The organism is Micromonospora sp. NPDC002575 (assembly GCF_042889525.1).
GTDB lineage: Bacteria > Actinomycetota > Actinomycetes > Mycobacteriales > Micromonosporaceae > Micromonospora > Micromonospora carbonacea.
In genome coordinates this window covers 125,222-140,277 of record NZ_JBIARA010000017.1, presented here as the reverse complement: position 1 = coordinate 140,277, position 15,056 = coordinate 125,222, and the positions used below count along the sequence as shown (strand labels likewise).

Sequence of the window (15,056 nt, the reverse complement as noted above, 5' to 3'; positions counted from 1 at the left end):
CCGATCCTCTCGCAGACCCCGCCGTCACGGCGCGGGCCGTGGGGCGGCGGCCTGCCCGCGCTTGGCCCGCCGGATCTCGCCGTGGACGTGGGTGCGCAGGTGCGTGAAGCGGGGCAGGGCGCGGGTGCCGATCTGGTCGCGTTCCGGCGGCAGGTCGATCGCGAGGTCCTCCTGGACCCGGGTCGGCGAGCCGGACAACACGAGGACCCGCTGGCCCAGGTACACCGACTCGTCGATGTCGTGGGTGACGAAGACGATCGACATCCCCCGGCTGCGGTGCAGCTCGCGGACCAGGTCCTCCAGGTCCGCCCGGGTCTGCGCGTCCACCGCGGCGAACGGCTCGTCCATGATCAGGACCTCGGGCTGGTACGCGACGGCCCGCGCGATCGCCACGCGCTGCTGCATCCCCCCGGAGAGCTGCCACGGGTGGCTGAGCGCGGCGTGCGCCAGGCCCACCGCGTCGAGCGCGTCGGCGACCAGCCCGTGCCGCTGCGCGCGGGAGAGCTTCTTGTGCCGCAGCGGCAGCTCGACGTTGCCGCGCACCGTCAGCCACGGATAGAGGCTGCGGCCGTACTCCTGGAACACGACGGCCGTGGCGGGGCTCGGGCCGGTCACCGGCGCGCCGTCCATCTCGACCACGCCGCTGGTGGGCCGCAGCAGGCCGGCGAGGCACTTCAAGAGGGTGGTCTTGCCGCACCCGGACGGCCCGACGACGCAGACGAGCTCGCCGGCCGCCATCGTGAAGCTGACGTCCCCGATCGCCTCGACGCTGCCCGTCGTGGACTCGTAGACCTTGCGCAGGTGCTCCACCCGCAGCAGGGTGCGCCGGTCAGGCACGGTTGGCCTCCCTGATTCCGTGGTGCCAGCGCAGGACGCGTCGCTCGACGAGACCGAAGGCGACGGCGAGCAGGACGCCGACCCCGCCGAGCAGGAGGATGCCGCTCCACATCTCGGCGATGAGGTAGTTGCGCTGGAAGTAGGCGATGCGGTAGCCGAGCCCGGCCGACGAGGCGAACATCTCGGAGATGACCATCAGGATGAGCGCGACCGACAGGGCCTGCCGGACCCCGGTCATGATCCGTGGGCTGGCGGCGGGGAGCACGAGGAACCAGAGCCGCTGCCACCAGGAGACCCGGAACGACCGGGCTGTCTCCGTCATGACGCTGTCGGTCGCCCGCACCCCCTCGACGGTGTTCAGCAGGATCGGCCAGACCGCGCCGGAGACGATCACCGCCACCTTCATGGTGTCGGTGATGCCGAGCAGGAGCATGACCACCGGGATCAGCACCGGCGGCGGGATCGCCCGGAGGAACTCCAGCAGCGGCTCCAAGAGGTCGCGCAGCCAGGGCGCCAGGCCGATGACGGTGCCGGCGGCGATGCCGAGCACGATCGACGCGACGACGCCGAGGCCGAGGCGGTAGAGGCTCGGCAGCACGTCCTCGACGAACGCGGGGCCGACCCAGGTGTCCGCGAAGGCTTCGAGGATCGTCCAGGGGGCGGGGAAGAAGCCGCTCGTCGCCCGCGTCGCCACCACGCCCCAGGCCGCCAGGAGCAGCATCGGCAGCCCCAGCGCGTGGCCGAGGCCCGCCGCGAGCCGGTGCCCCGCGCCCCGGGGGCGCGGCGTGGTCGCGATTTGGCCGGTGTAGGCGGTCATCCGGCCTCCTCCCCCCGTACGGACTGGTGCCACGACAGCGTCCGGCGCTCGACGAACCGGAAGACGAGGTTCACCGTCAGCCCGAGCAGGCCGGTGACCACGACGAGGGCGTACAGGCCGACGGCGTCCCCGGCGGAGCGGGACAGCTCGATCATGCGCCCGAGGCCGGGGTTGCCGATCACCATCTCCGCGGTCACGGCGAGGATGAGCGCGACCGCCGCCGCCAGCCGCAGGCCCGTCATCAGGTACGGCAGGGCGGTCGGCAGGACGAGGTGCGTCAGCCGCTCGCGGCGGGTCAGGCCGAAGCTGCGGGCGGTGTCGCGGGCGACCGCGTCGACGTCGGCGACGCCGTAGATCACCTGCACGAACACCTGCCAGAACGACGCGTAGACGATGATGACGAGGGCGGCCTGCCGCTGGATGCCGAACATCAGCACGGCGAGCGGGATGAGGGCGACCGACGGGATCGGCCGCAGGAACTCGACCGTCGTGTGGGTCGCGCGCCGCAGGAACGGCGCCAGGCCGACGACGGTGCCGAGGACGACGGCGGCGCAGGTGGCCACCGTCAGGCCGATCGCCCAGGACGTCATGGTGGCGCCCAGCCGCCGCCAGAACGCGAGGTCGACGAGCTGTTCGGCCAGCCGCGCCAGCACGTCCGTGACGTACGGCAGGTACTGCGGATCGATCAGGCCCAGGGCCGGGACGAGCTGCCAGCCGGCGAGGAACCCGGCCAGGCCGGCGACGCCCAGCAGCGCCCGGCGCAGCGGCCGGGCCCGTCGGGTGGTGCGGACGCTCATGTCACCTCCGTGGTCGCGGGGCGGCGAAGCCCTCCCCGCCGCGGGGCGGGGGGCGCGATCACGCCGGCTACCGCTGGCGGATGAGGCGGTCGAGGTTGGGCTGCCGGTCGAGCACCTGGTATTTCTGCGCGAGTTCGGCGAGCGTCTGCAGGCTCGACCGGTCGAGCTGCCAACCGAACGCCGGCAGCCGCACCGACTCGGCCACCTGCGGCGGCAGTTGGAGGTTGTCCTTGATGGCCTGCCGCACGGCCGCCTCGTTGGCGGGGTCCTCGGCCCACTCCAGGGTCTTCTTCATGGCCGCCGAGAAGTCCTCGACCAGCCTGGCGTCCTTCTCCGTGCGGTCGGCGGTGGTGATCGTGGTGAGGGTGGTCAGGCCGGGCACGACCGCCTGGTAGGGCGCGACGACGAAGGTGTCGCCGCGGCTCTTGAGCTGGGTGACGAAGGGCTCCGGCACCCAGGCGGCGTCGATGTTGCCCGCCGCCAGTTGGGCCGGGGCGTCCGGGAAGGCGACCTCGACGAACTTGATCTTCGACGGGTCGCCGCCGTCTTTCTCGACCGCCGCCATGATCGTCACGTCGCCGGCGGCGCCCAGGCTGTTGACCGAGACCCGCCTGCCCGAGAGGTCGGCCGGCCGCCTGATGCCGGACCTCGCCGAGGCCACCACGGCGTTGATGTCGTCGCCCTCGGCGTACGAGGAGGCGTAGTTGCCGATGATGACGACGCCGAGGTTGCTCAGGTCGGCCCGGAACGGGCCGAAGGGCTGGCCGATGGCGAAGTCGATGTCGCCGTTGCGCAGGGCGGGGATGGCCTGCGCGCCGCCCTGCGCGGGCAGCACCTCGACCTGGAGCCCGCGCTCGGCGAAGAGGCCCGCCTTGATGCCGCCCCACAGCGCGGCGGTCTCGGTGATGGGCAGCGCCGCGACCCGGACCTTGCGCAGGTCGCCCGAGGTCTGCTCGGACGGGGTGGACGCGTCGGAGTCGGTGCATCCGGTGAGGGCGATCGCGGTGACGGCGATCAGCCCGAGAGCCATGACCTTCTTCATTGACGAGGCCCTTCCTGGGCGGGGGTGGCGCGGGGGTGGTGGTGCGTCGGAAGTCGTCGGATGCCTCGGACCTGCGGGTGAGCTGACCGCCGCGTGGGGACGCACGCCGCTGTGCTGGCCATGGTCAGCCACCCGGGCATCGAATGTCAATGATTTCTGACGCCCGTCATGAATCGGTTGAACAACGCTCCGCTGTGGCGGCGTCGCTCCCGTCAGACCTCGGGCAGGCCCACGTAGTTCTCGGCCAGGCTCGTGGCGTAGGCGCGGGAGGTGGCGGCGTAGCGCAGCGTGGCGGTCTGCAGCTTCGCCTCGTACGGGTCGTCGCGCTCCAGCCGGTGCAGCATGGAGGTCATCCACCAGGAGAAGTGCTGCGCCCGCCAGACCCGGCGCAGCGCCGTGGCCGAGTAGGCCCCCAGCAGGTCGGTGCGGCCCCGGTCGTACCACGCGGCGAGGGCGTCGCCGAGCAGCGCGACGTCGGCGAGGGCCAGGTTCATGCCCTTCGCGCCGGTGGGCGGGACGATGTGCACGGCGTCGCCGGCCAGGAACAGCCGCTCCCACCGCATCGGCTCGACCACGAAGCTGCGCATCGGGGTGACGGACTTCTCCAGGATCGGCCCCTCGGTGAGCGACCAGCCCGGCACCGTCTCCAGCCGCGCCCGCAGCTCCGCCCAGATCCGCTCGTCCGGCCAGGCGGCGACGTCCTCGTCGGGCGCGACCTGGAGGTAGAGCCGGGAGATCTCGGGCGAGCGCATGCTGTAGAGGGCGAAGCCCCGGTCGTGGTGGGCGTAGACGAGCTCCGCCACGGCCGGCGCGGCGGCGGCGAGGACGCCCAGCCAGGCGAACGGGTACGTCCGCTCGTAGGTGGTCAGCACCCCCTCGGGCACCGCGCGTCGGCTCACCCCGTGGAACCCGTCGCAGCCGGCCACGAAGTCGCAGCGCAGCTCCTCCTCGCGCCCGTCGCGGCGGAAGTGGACGACCGGCGAGTCGGAGTCGAGGCCGGCCAGGCGCACGGCGTCGGCCTCGAAGAGGATCGAGCCACCGGCCGCCAGTCGGGCGGCGATCAGGTCCTTGACCACCTCCTGCTGCCCGTAGACGGTGATCGCCCGCCCGGTCAGCTCCGTCATCGGCACCCGGTGCGACTCCCCGGCGAAGCGCAGCTCGATGCCCTCGTGCCGCAGCCCCTCCCGCAGCAGCCGCTCGCCGAGGCCGGTGCGGCAGAGCAGGTCCACCGAGCCCTGTTCGAGGACCCCGGCCCGGACCCGGTGCTCGACGTGGTCGCGGCTGCGGCTCTCCAGCACCACCGACTCGATCCCGCGCAGGTGCAGCAGGTGCGACAGCATGAGCCCCGCCGGCCCGGCGCCGACGATGCCGACCTGGGTACGCATCAGCGGCGTCCTCTCCGGAGTGTTCGCCCAGCGAACGGGTGTTCTCTTGTGGAACGGTGGCACGCGCTCCCGGCCCGCGTCAACGCGCGGCCCGCGCGCCCCGGACATCCCCTGTGGACGGCTGACCCGCCGTTGACGGATGCCGTCGCCCGCGCCTACGTTCGACATCTGTACGGCGGTCCGCATCGCGAACGTGCGGCGGCGCCCGGGTTCTCGTGGCCGGCGGGAGGCCCACGGCGGGGCGCGTCGCCGCGACCGCCGGCAGCCCGACGGGAGGACCATGACCCAGGACACCGGCCACCAGCCCGGCGGCGGCCTGGCGCTGCCGCGGTACCGGCGCGACGACGTCGACGCCCACCCGCCGCTGCTCAGCCCCGGCTACCGGTCGACAGTGGCGCGGGCCCCGCGGCAGCCGCTGGCCCACCTGCCGCAGCGGCTGACCGAGATCACCGGGCCACTGCTGGGGGCGGGGCGGCTCGGCGACCTCGACCACGACCTGACCCGCCAGCACGACGGGGAGCCGCAGGGGCAGCGGATCGTCGTGCACGGCCGGGTCCGCGACGGCGACGGCCGCCCGGTGCCCGCCACGCTGGTGGAGATCTGGCAGGCCAACGCCGCCGGACGCTACCGCCACGCCAGCGACACCTGGCCGGCGCCGCTCGACCCCTGCTTCGACGGCGTGGGCCGGGCGCTCACCGACGAGCACGGCCGCTACCGCTTCGTCACCGTGCGGCCCGGCGCCTACCCCTGGCGCAACCACGACAACGCCTGGCGGCCGGCGCACATCCACTTCTCCCTCTTCGGCCGGGCGTTCACCCAGCGGCTGGTGACGCAGATGTACTTCCCCGACGACCCGCTCTTCGCCCAGGACCCGATCTTCCAGTCGGTCCGCGACCCGGACGCCCGGCAGCGGATGATCGCCCGCTACGACCACGCCGCCACGATGCCGGAGTGGGCGCTGGCGTACGAGTTCGACATCGTGCTGCGGGGCCGGGAGGGCACCCTTTTCGAGGACGGGGCCGACGACGATGGGTGAGCGGCTCGGCGTCACCCCCGCGCAGACCGTCGGGCCGTACCTGCACATCGGCCTGCGCTGGCCCGACGGCCCGTACGTCGTGCCCGAGGGCACCCCGGGCGCGTTCTGGGTGCGCGGCCGGATCACCGACGGCGCGGGCGCACCGGTGACCGACGCCCTGGTGGAGAGCTGGCAGGCCGACCCGGACGGCCGGTTCGACCACCCCGACGACCCGCGCGGGGCCCGGCGGCCCGCGCTCGCGGGCTTCCGCGGCTTCGGGCGTAGCGAGACCGACGGGCAGGGGCGCTACCGGCTGCTGACCGTCAGGCCGGGGGCGCTGCCCGACCCCGACGGCGACGTCGAGGCCCCCCACCTGACCCTGTCCGTCTTCGGGCGGGGGCTGCTGCACCGCCTGGTCACCCGGCTCTACTTCCCCGACGAGCCGGCGGCCAACGCCGTCGACCCGGTGCTGAGCGGCGTCGCCGCCGACCGCCGTGACACGCTGCTGGCGGCTACCGCGCCGGACGGGTTCCGCTTCGACATCCGCCTGCAGGGCGACCGTGAGACCGTCTTCTTCGCCGTCTGACGGGCTGCTCGGCGGCCTCTCCGGCGCCCCGGACGTCGACGCGGAGCTCGGCGACCCGGCCCTGCTGCGGGCGATGCTCGACGCGGAGGCCGCGCTCGCCCGCGCCGCGTCGGACGCCGGCGTCGTGCCCGCACCGGCGGCCGAGGCGATCGCCGCGCAGTGCCACGCCGAGCGGTACGACCCGGTGGCGCTCGGCCGGGCGGCCGACGCCGCCGGCAACCCCGTCGTCCCGCTCGTGCGCGAGCTGACCGCCGCCGTGCCGGAGCCCGCCCGGCCCTGGGTGCACGTCGGGGCGACCAGCCAGGACATCCTGGACACGGCGCTGACCCTGGTGGCCGTGCGGGCGCACGGCCCGCTGCTGCGGCACCTCGACGCCGCCGTCGACGCCGCCGCCCGGCTCGCCGCCGCCCACCGGGACACCGTCATGGTCGCCCGGACCCTCGGGCAGCAGGCCGCGCCCACCACGTTCGGGCTGAAGGCCGCAGGCTGGCTGACCGGCCTGGCCGACGCCCGCAACCGGCTGCGGCAGGCAACCGCCGCGCAGCCCGCGCAACTCGGCGGCGCGGTCGGCACCCTGGCCGCGCTCGGCCCGGCCGGCCCGCAGGTCGCCGAGCGGTTCGCGGCCCGCCTGGGCCTGCCCGCCACCGCGCTGCCCTGGCACACCCGCCGGCAACCCCGGCTCGACCTCGCCGCCGCCCTCGGCGGGCTGCTCGCGGCCACCGGCAAGGCCGCGCTCGACGTCGGGCTGCTCGCCCAGACCGAGATCGGCGAGGTCGCCGAGGGCGGCGTCGGGCGGGGCGGCTCCTCGGCCATGCCGCACAAGCGCAACCCGGTGGACTCGATCCTCGTCACCGCCGCGACGCGCCGCGGTCCGGGCCTCGTCGCCGCCCTGTTCGCCGCCGCCGTGCACGAGCACGAGCGGGCCGCGGGCGCCTGGCACGCCGAGTGGGAGCCCCTGCTCGACCTGCTGCGCTGCGCCGGTGGCGCCACCGCCCGGTGCGCCCGGATGCTGACCGGGCTGCGGGTCCACCCCGAGCGGATGCGGGAGAACCTCGACGCGACCGGCGGCCTCGTGCTCGCCGAGGCCGTCGCCGCGCGGCTGGCGCCGGCCGTCGGCCGGGGCACCGCGCACGACCTGGTCACCCGCGCCGCCGCCGCGCCCGCCTTCCGGGCCGCGCTGCTCGCCGACCCCGAGATCCGCGCCCACCTGTCCGAAGCCGACGTCGACGACGCGCTCGACCCGCGCCGCTGGCTCGGCTCGGCCGGCCGGTTCGTCGACCGCGCCCTGGCCGCCGCCCGGCGGGCGGGCGGGTGACCTCCCGCCTGCACCTCGCCGTCGATGGCCCGGCCGACGCGCCGGTGCTGCTGCTCGGCAGCTCCCTCGGCACCGCCGCCGCGATGTGGCGACCCCAGGTCCCGGCGCTCGCGCAACGGTTCCGCGTCATCCGGTACGACCACCTGGGCCACGGCCGCTCGGCGGTGCCGGCCGGGCCGTACACGATGGACCTGCTCGGCCGGGAGCTGCTGCGGACGCTGGACGACCTCGACGTGCCGTGGGTCCACTACGCGGGGCTGTCCCTCGGCGGCATGGTCGGCATGTGGCTCGCCGCGCACGCGCCCGACCGGGTGCGGCGGCTGGCGCTGCTGTGCACCTCGGCGTCGCTCGGCCCGCCCGAGCAGTGGCAGACACGGGCGGCGACGGTGCGGGCCGGCGGCCTCCCCGCGATCGCCGACGCGGTGGTGGTCCGCTGGTTCACCCCGGCCTTCGCCGCGACCCGGCCGGACGTGGTCGCCGGCTACCGCGCCATGCTGACCGCGACGCCCCCGGCCGGCTACGCCGCCTGCTGCGAGGCGATCGCCGCGATGGACCTGCGCGACGACCTCGGCCGGATCGGCGCGCCGACGCTGGTCGTCGCGGGCGCGGACGACCCGGCCACCCCGGTCGCGCACGCCCGCGAGATCGTCGCACGGATCCCCGGGGCGCGGCTGGCCGTGGTCGGCGCGGCGGCGCACCTGGCCAACGTGGAGCAACCCGAGCGGGTGTGCCGGCTCCTGCGGGACCACTTCGACGAGGACGGTGACGGATGAACGACCGCGAGCGGCACGACGCGGGCATGACGGTGCGCCGGGAGGTGCTGGGCGACGCGCACGTCGACCGCGCGATCGCCGGCACGGACGCCTTCACCGCCGACTTCCAGGACTTCATCACCCGCTATGCGTGGGGAGAGGTGTGGAGCCGGCCCGGCCTCGACCGGCGCACCCGTAGCTGCGTGACCCTCGCCGTGCTCGCCGCCCTGCACCACGACGAGGAACTGGCGATGCACGTCCGCGCCGCGCTGCGCAACGGGTTGAGCCCGCAGGAGGTGGCGGAGGTCCTGCTTCAGGTCGGCGTCTACGCTGGCGTACCGGCGGCGAACCGGGCGTTCAGGGTGGCCCGGGAGGTCCTGCGGCAGGAGCCCGGCGAAGCGTGAGCCCGGTGGGCTTCGGCGCACGGGCCAGGAAGGGAGCGAGGGTGGCGCAGCGCAGAGCACTGGTGGTGCGGGGCGGATGGGAGGGGCACGAGCCGGTCCGGGCGACGGAGCTGTTCCTGCCGTTCCTCGAACGCAGCGGCTACGCGGTGCGGATCGAGGAGTCGACGGACGTCTACGCCGACGCCGCCGAGCTGGCCGCCACCGACCTCGTCGTGCAGTGCGTGACGATGTCGCAGATCACCCCGGAGCAGGTCGCGGGCCTCAGCGCGGCGGTCGCCGCCGGTACGGGGTTCACCGGCTGGCACGGCGGCATCGTGGACTCGTTCCGGATGTCCTCCGACTATCTGCACCTCGTCGGCGGCCAGTTCGCCACCCACCCCGGCAAGGAGCCGTGCGAGCGTCGCGGCGGGGCGGAGGACAACTTCCTGCCGCACACGATCCGCGTCACCGACCTGGGGCGGGAGCATCCGATCACCGCGGGGATCGGCGACGTCGAGCTGGTCACCGAGCAGTACTGGGTGCTGCACGACGACCTGATCGACGTGCTGGCCACCACCACCCACCCGGCGCAGCCCTGGCAGCCGTGGCACCGGCCGGTCACCTCGCCGGCGATCTGGACCCGGCGGTGGGGCGCCGGGCGCGTCGTCGTGACGACCCCGGGGCACAGCCTCGACGTGCTGGAGCACCCGAGCATCCGTACCGTCATCGAGAGGGGCATGGTGTGGGCGACCCGCACCGCGTCGGCGTCGTAGGGCTCGGGGTGATCTCCCGCGCCTACCTGGACACGCTCGCGGACCACCCGGCGGTGAGCGTCGTGGCGGTGGCCGACCTCGACGCCTCCCGGTCCGCCGCGGTCGCCGCCCGGCTCCCCGGCGTCGAGGCGGTGAGCGTCGAGCGCCTGCTCGCCCGCCCGGACGTGCAGACGGTGCTCAACCTGACGATTCCCGCGGCGCACGCCGAGATCTCCCTCGGCGCGATCGACGCGGGCAAGCACGTGTACGTCGAGAAGCCGCTCGCCGCGACGTTCGCGGACGGCCGCTCGACCGTCGAGCGGGCCGCGGCGGCCGGCGTCCGCGTCGGGTGCGCGCCGGACACCGTCCTGGGCACGGGCACGCAGACGGCGCGCGCCGCGATCGACGGCGGGCTCATCGGCCGCCCGCTGTCGGCGTCGGCCGTCATGGTCACCCCGGGGCACGAGCGCTGGCACCCCCACCCCGACTTCTACTACGCCCCGGGCGGCGGCCCGCTGCTGGACATGGGGCCGTACTACATCTCGGCGCTGGTCCACCTGCTCGGGCCGGTCCGGGCGGTGCACGGAGCGGCCAGCCGGCTGCGCGCCGAGCGTGTCATCGGCTCGGGCCCGCGCCTGGGCCAGCGGGTCCCGGTGCGGGTGGACACCCACGTCACCGGCGTGCTCGAACACGCCGACGGCGCCCTGTCCACCCTCACCACGAGCTTCGACGGCGTCGCGACGACGGCCGCGCCGATCGAGGTGCACGGGGAGACCGGCACGCTCGCCGTGCCCGACCCGAACTGCTTCGACGGCGAGGTCCGCCTGTTCGGGATCGGCGACACCGGGTGGCGCGTCCTGCCACCGGGGGCCGGCTACGTCGACGGTGCCCGGGGCGTCGGCCTGATCGACGCCGTCACCGCCGACGGCCGGCGTGCGCCCCGGGCCGGCGGCGACATCGCGCTGCACGTGCTCGACACGATGACCGCCCTGCTGCGCTCGGCCGCCGAGGGGCGGCGGGTCGAGCTGACGACGGTGGCGCGGCGGCCCCCGCTCGTCCCGCTCACCCCGGCCGAGCAGTGGCGGGCGTACCGGGCCTGACCCGGGGACGGGCGGTGGGCCCGGGCCGGCTCCACCGGGATTCCGCGCCGGCGGCCGGGCGGCGCGGCCGGGCGGGGCGGGTGAGCGGGGCGGGCGGAACCGCGTTGCGGGGGCCACCGCCGCGGCGGCTAGCCTGGCGTCATGGCGGGCGTCGAGCTGGATGAGTTGATCGTCGCGGACGCGGACGCGTTGCGCGCGTGGCTGTCGGCCCACCACGCCACGTCGCCCGGCGTCTGGCTCGCCCTGACCCGCAAGGGCGGCACCGTCACGACGCTGACCTGGCAGCAGGCGGTCGACGAGGCCCTGTGCTTCGGCTGGATCGACGGGCAGGCCCGCAAGCGGGACCAGGAGAGCTCCTGGATCCGGTTCACCCCGCGCCGGCCCCGCAGCGCCTGGTCGCAGCGCAACGTCGCCCACGTGGCCCGGCTGGAGTCGCTCGGGCGGATGCTGCCTCCGGGCCGCGCGGCGGTGGAGGCCGCGAAGGCCGACGGGCGGTGGGCGGCGGCCTACGCCCCGTCGTCGGAGGCCGAGGCGCCGGCCGACCTGCTCGCCGCCATCGCCGCCGACCCCGCCGCCCAGGCCATGTTCGACGTGCTCACCAGGACCAACCGGTTCGCTCTCGCCCACCGCCTCAACGCCGTCAAACGCGCCGAGACCCGCGAGCGCAAGATCGGCGAGTTCGTCGCCATGCTGGCCCGCCACGAGACGATCCATCCGCAGAAGGCCAGGCCGCCGGAGCCGCCGTGACCGGTCCGCTCGCGGCGTCGACCGCGCCCGGCAACCGGGGTGCGGTGGGCGACCGGAGTCATGTTGACTCGGGCGGTGGATCGTCAACGACTCAGCAGCATCGCGCACTCGCGCCACCCGATCGCGGCCCCGATCTTCGGGGTCAACGTCAACCGACTCCTGCGCCGGGCGGACCGGCAACCGACGGCTCGGGTCCTCGACCTCGGCTGCGGCGAGGCAGCCTGGGCGTTGCAGGCCCTCGCCCACTATCCGGACGGGCACGCGGACGGCGTGGACGTCAGCGCGTACGCCCTCGAACGCGCCGCCGACGCCGCCGCCGCGCGCGGCCTCGCGGACCGGCTCACCCTGCACCGGCGCGACGCACGGACGTACGTGCCCGACGGCGACTACGACCTGGTGCTGTGCGTCGGCTCGACCCACGCGTTCGGCGGCTTCGGCGGGACGCTGGAGCTGGCCGGCCGGCACGTGAACGCCGACGGCGTCCTCCTGGTCGGCGAGGGGTTCTGGCAGGTCCCGCCGACCCCGCAGGCGCTGGCGGCGCTCGGCGCGAAGCCCGAGGAGTTCACCGACCTCGCCGGCCTGGTCGACGTCGCCGAGCGGGCCGGCTGGACGCCGACCTACGCCCACGTCAGCGACGCCGCCGAGTGGGACGACTACGAGTGGTCGTGGATCGGCTCGCTCACGGAGTGGGCGCTGGACAACCCCGGCCACCCGGACGCGGCCGAGGCGCTCACCGCTGCCCGGGAGCACCGCGACCAGTGGTTGCGCGGATACCGCCACGTGCTGGGTTTCGTGACGCTGGTGCTGCGCCGCGACGGGCGGTGAGCACCGCGCCCGCCCTGCGGCCGGCACGGCGGCCCGACGGGCGCGGCCCCGCCGCCCCGCCCCGCTACCGCCGGGCGGCCGGACGGCGGTGACCGGCGGCGGCCGGCTCGGCGATCGGCAGCCGGATGGTGAACGTGCTGCCCCGGCCGAGGACGCTCTCGACGCCGATCGTGCCGTCGTGGGCCTCGGCGAGCTTGCGGGCGATCGACAGGCCGAGCCCGCTGCCCCCGGTGCTGCGGGCCCGCGAGTCGTCGGCCCGCCAGAACCGGTCGAAGACCCTGGCCTGGTCGGCGGGCGCGATGCCGGTGCCGGTGTCGGACACGGCGATGTCGAGCTGGCCGTCGCGCACCGCGCAGCGCACGGTGACCGAGCCGCCCGCGGGGGTGTGCCGGACCGCGTTGGCGACCACATTGCCGACGAGCTGCCGCAGCCGGGGGCCGTCGACCGCCAGCTCCGGGTCGGCGAGCAGCTCGGTGCCCAGCCGCACCCCGGCGGCCTCGGCGGCGCCCCGGTGCGCCTCGACGACCTGCTCCAGCAGGTCCGCCACGAAGTGCGGCTCGCGGTGGATGCGCAGGTCGCCGGCGTCGGCGGCGGCCAGGTCCCGCAGGTCGTCGATGATGTGCTGCAACAGCAGCGCCTCGTCGAGCAGCAGGCTCAGCAGCTGCGCGTCGGGCTGGGCGAGGCCGTCCTGGGCGGCCTCCAGCCAACTGCGGATGTTGCTCAGCGGCGTACGCAGCTCGTGCGCCACGTCGCTGACCATGGTCTTGCGCAGCTCCTCGGTCTGTTCCCGCCGGGCGGCGAGGTCGTTGAGGGCGGTGGCCAGCAGGCCGATCTCGTCGCGGGTGGTCACCGGCACCCGGGCCGGCTCGTCCATCGGCTGCCGGGTGGCGTCGGTCAGGGCCCGCAGCGGCCGGACCAGCCGCCGCCCGACCAGGACGGTGATCAGCACGGTGGCGGCCAGCACTGCTCCCGTCACCTGGGCGATGCGGATCACGTTCGCCCGGGAGAGGTTGAACACCGGCCCGACGCTGCCCTGAGCCCCGTCGGTCACGAAGAGCAGGGCCGGCGGGGCCACGTACGGCCTGAGCTGGGCGAGCCGTGCCTTCTGCAGGCAGGCGTCGACCTCCCGGTCGGCGCGGGCGTCGCCGCTCGGGGCCGCGGTGCGGTCCGCCCTGATCGCGACCCGGTAGGGCAGCCCCGCCTGACGCAGGCAGCTCTTCGTCGCGGTCTCGAGCTGCGCGATCCCCTTGGCCTCGCTCGGCATCGGCTCGGCCAGCTCGGTCGGCAGGCAGAAGTCGACGACGTCGCGCACGTCCACCCCGGTCACCTGCACCGACGCCCGCCCGCCCGGGCCGACGACGACCTTGCCGTCCAGCGTGGACTCGTCGCGGACACAGCTGAGCCACCGGGAGGCCAAACTCCGGGTGAAGGCGCTCTCCCGCCCGGTCAGCGCGTACGGCCCGAGCACGCGCGGGTCGATCCGCTCGGTCCCGCCGGTCAGGCCCAGGTCCACCTGCAACGGGTCGACGGTCGCCGACGGCCGCGCCGCGTGCAGCGACGGGCCCTGCGGCGCGGAGTCGGCGATGACCTGCCGGTCGGGGGTCATCAGGGTGATCCGGCGTTCGAGCCTGCCGGCCCGCTCGGCGAGCACGGGGGCCACCTGCGACCAGTCCCGGTGGGTGGCGGCGTAGCCCAGCATCGTGTCGTAGATGCTCTTGTCGTCGGCGAGCGAGCGGCCCTGCTCCTGCCGGATCGCCCGGGTGGTGGACTGCACGGCCAGCCAGGTCGTCGCCAGGATCGCGCAGACCGCCACCAGCAGCGAGGTGGCCAGCAGCCGCACCACCAGGCTGCGGTGCGGCGGCACCCGCTGCCGTCTCACCGCGCCCCGGGGCCGAGCTTGTAGCCGACGCCGTAGACGGTCAGCAGCTGCTGGGGCCGGCGGGGGTTCAGCTCGATCTTGCGGCGCAGGTTCATCACGTGTACGTCGATGGTGCGCTCGGTCGACTCCCGGTCGACGCCCCGGGTGTGTTCGAGGAGCTGGCCGCGGGTGAACACCCGCCCCGGCTGGCGGATCATCGCGGCCAGGATCGCGAACTCGCCGGCGGTGCAGTCGACCGGGACGCCACCGGCGGTCACGGTGTGCCGGGGCTCGTCGACGGTGAGCCGCCCGACCCGGTGCACGGGGGAGTCCTGCGGCGTCGTCCGGACGCGGCGCAGCAGCGTCCGGATCCGGGCCACCAGCTCCCGGGGGCTGAACGGCTTGGTCATGTAGTCGTCGGCGCCCAGGTCCAGGCCGCGCAGCAGGTCGTCCTCGCTCGACCGGGCGGTCAGCATCAGCATCAGCACGTCCGACTCCTGCCGGAGTGTCCGGCAGACCTGCATGCCGTCCAGCCCGGGCAGCATCACGTCGAGCACGAGCAGGTCGAACGCCTGCTGCCGGGCCTGCCGCAGCGCGGCCTCGCCGTCGTACACGACCGTCGTCCGGTGCCCCTCCGCGGCGAGGTAGCGGCGCAGCGCCTCGGCCTGCCGCCGGTCGTCCTCCGCGAGCATCACCTGTGCGCACATGGTGGGGACTATAGGTCAGGCGCGGGGCCCCGAACGGGGCCCGACCTCGGCGTCGACGTGGGTCGCCCGGCGCCCGCGCAGCCCGGGGGCGGTGCGCCGCGCGGCGCGGCGGCGGTGCGGAAAAGGTCACGCCGGGGC

The 15,056-nt window shown here is 75.2% G+C and carries 16 protein-coding genes; 9 read left to right on the top strand and 7 right to left on the bottom strand.

Annotated elements, in window-relative coordinates; translation table 11 throughout:
• Window positions 1-24: 24 nt before the first annotated feature.
• The 5 genes from ACFYWL_RS23800 to ACFYWL_RS23780 form a co-directional block, all read right to left on the bottom strand.
• On the bottom strand, window positions 25-837 hold the full coding sequence (locus ACFYWL_RS23800) for an ABC transporter ATP-binding protein (protein WP_386976409.1): 813 nt from the start codon (window positions 835-837) through the stop codon (window positions 25-27).
• Window positions 830-1,654 carry an ABC transporter permease gene (locus ACFYWL_RS23795; protein WP_386976406.1) on the bottom strand — a complete coding sequence of 275 codons (825 nt, stop codon included), beginning with the start codon at window positions 1,652-1,654 and terminating at the stop codon, window positions 830-832. The genes ACFYWL_RS23800 and ACFYWL_RS23795 overlap by 8 nt, the downstream gene beginning before the upstream one ends.
• Entirely contained in the window at window positions 1,651-2,451 is an 801-nt protein-coding gene (locus ACFYWL_RS23790) for an ABC transporter permease (RefSeq protein ID WP_386976403.1), read from the bottom strand. Before ACFYWL_RS23790 ends, ACFYWL_RS23795 begins: the two co-directional genes overlap by 4 nt.
• Before the next feature lie 67 nt (window positions 2,452-2,518).
• Window positions 2,519-3,481 carry an ABC transporter substrate-binding protein gene (locus tag ACFYWL_RS23785; protein WP_386976400.1) on the bottom strand — a complete coding sequence of 321 codons (963 nt, stop codon included), beginning with the start codon at window positions 3,479-3,481 and terminating at the stop codon, window positions 2,519-2,521.
• A gap of 224 nt (window positions 3,482-3,705) precedes the next feature.
• Complete coding sequence (locus ACFYWL_RS23780; protein ID WP_386976397.1) at window positions 3,706-4,878, bottom strand: 4-hydroxybenzoate 3-monooxygenase; 1,173 nt, start codon at window positions 4,876-4,878, stop codon at window positions 3,706-3,708.
• A gap of 280 nt (window positions 4,879-5,158) precedes the next feature.
• Here ACFYWL_RS23780 and pcaH point away from each other — a divergent pair, with 280 nt between their 5' ends.
• The 9 genes from pcaH (at window position 5,159) to ACFYWL_RS23735 (ending at window position 12,353) form a co-directional block, all read left to right on the top strand.
• The gene (pcaH, locus tag ACFYWL_RS23775; RefSeq protein ID WP_386976394.1) at window positions 5,159-5,914 is read left to right on the top strand and encodes a protocatechuate 3,4-dioxygenase subunit beta; all 756 of its coding nucleotides are present in this window, start codon (window positions 5,159-5,161) and stop codon (window positions 5,912-5,914) included.
• A complete protein-coding gene (pcaG, locus tag ACFYWL_RS23770) occupies window positions 5,907-6,479 on the top strand; it encodes a protocatechuate 3,4-dioxygenase subunit alpha (protein WP_386976391.1) in 573 nt (190 codons plus the stop codon). Before pcaH ends, pcaG begins: the two co-directional genes overlap by 8 nt.
• Window positions 6,454-7,794 carry a 3-carboxy-cis,cis-muconate cycloisomerase gene (gene pcaB, locus ACFYWL_RS23765; protein ID WP_386976388.1) on the top strand — a complete coding sequence of 447 codons (1,341 nt, stop codon included), beginning with the start codon at window positions 6,454-6,456 and terminating at the stop codon, window positions 7,792-7,794. Before pcaG ends, pcaB begins: the two co-directional genes overlap by 26 nt.
• Window positions 7,791-8,567, top strand: coding sequence for a 3-oxoadipate enol-lactonase (pcaD, locus tag ACFYWL_RS23760; RefSeq protein WP_386976385.1), 777 nt, complete (start codon window positions 7,791-7,793; stop codon window positions 8,565-8,567). Before pcaB ends, pcaD begins: the two co-directional genes overlap by 4 nt.
• Window positions 8,564-8,950 carry a 4-carboxymuconolactone decarboxylase gene (gene pcaC / locus ACFYWL_RS23755; protein WP_386976382.1) on the top strand — a complete coding sequence of 129 codons (387 nt, stop codon included), beginning with the start codon at window positions 8,564-8,566 and terminating at the stop codon, window positions 8,948-8,950. The genes pcaD and pcaC overlap by 4 nt, the downstream gene beginning before the upstream one ends.
• Window positions 8,951-8,991: 41 nt before the next feature.
• Complete coding sequence (locus tag ACFYWL_RS23750; protein WP_386976379.1) at window positions 8,992-9,702, top strand: ThuA domain-containing protein; 711 nt, start codon at window positions 8,992-8,994, stop codon at window positions 9,700-9,702.
• A complete protein-coding gene (locus tag ACFYWL_RS23745) occupies window positions 9,672-10,781 on the top strand; it encodes a Gfo/Idh/MocA family protein (protein ID WP_386976376.1) in 1,110 nt (369 codons plus the stop codon). Before ACFYWL_RS23750 ends, ACFYWL_RS23745 begins: the two co-directional genes overlap by 31 nt.
• A gap of 141 nt (window positions 10,782-10,922) precedes the next feature.
• Entirely contained in the window at window positions 10,923-11,528 is a 606-nt protein-coding gene (locus tag ACFYWL_RS23740) for a YdeI family protein (RefSeq protein WP_386976374.1), read from the top strand.
• 75 nt (window positions 11,529-11,603) lie between these two features.
• Entirely contained in the window at window positions 11,604-12,353 is a 750-nt protein-coding gene (locus ACFYWL_RS23735; RefSeq protein ID WP_386976371.1) for an SAM-dependent methyltransferase, read from the top strand.
• Window positions 12,354-12,417: 64 nt separating this feature from the next.
• On the opposite strand, the gene ACFYWL_RS23730 is transcribed toward ACFYWL_RS23735, so the two are convergent.
• Both ACFYWL_RS23730 and ACFYWL_RS23725 read right to left on the bottom strand, forming a co-directional pair.
• Entirely contained in the window at window positions 12,418-14,232 is a 1,815-nt protein-coding gene (locus tag ACFYWL_RS23730; protein ID WP_386976368.1) for a sensor histidine kinase, read from the bottom strand.
• Window positions 14,229-14,918 carry a response regulator transcription factor gene (locus ACFYWL_RS23725; RefSeq protein WP_386976366.1) on the bottom strand — a complete coding sequence of 230 codons (690 nt, stop codon included), beginning with the start codon at window positions 14,916-14,918 and terminating at the stop codon, window positions 14,229-14,231. Before ACFYWL_RS23725 ends, ACFYWL_RS23730 begins: the two co-directional genes overlap by 4 nt.
• Window positions 14,919-15,056: the final 138 nt, after the last annotated feature.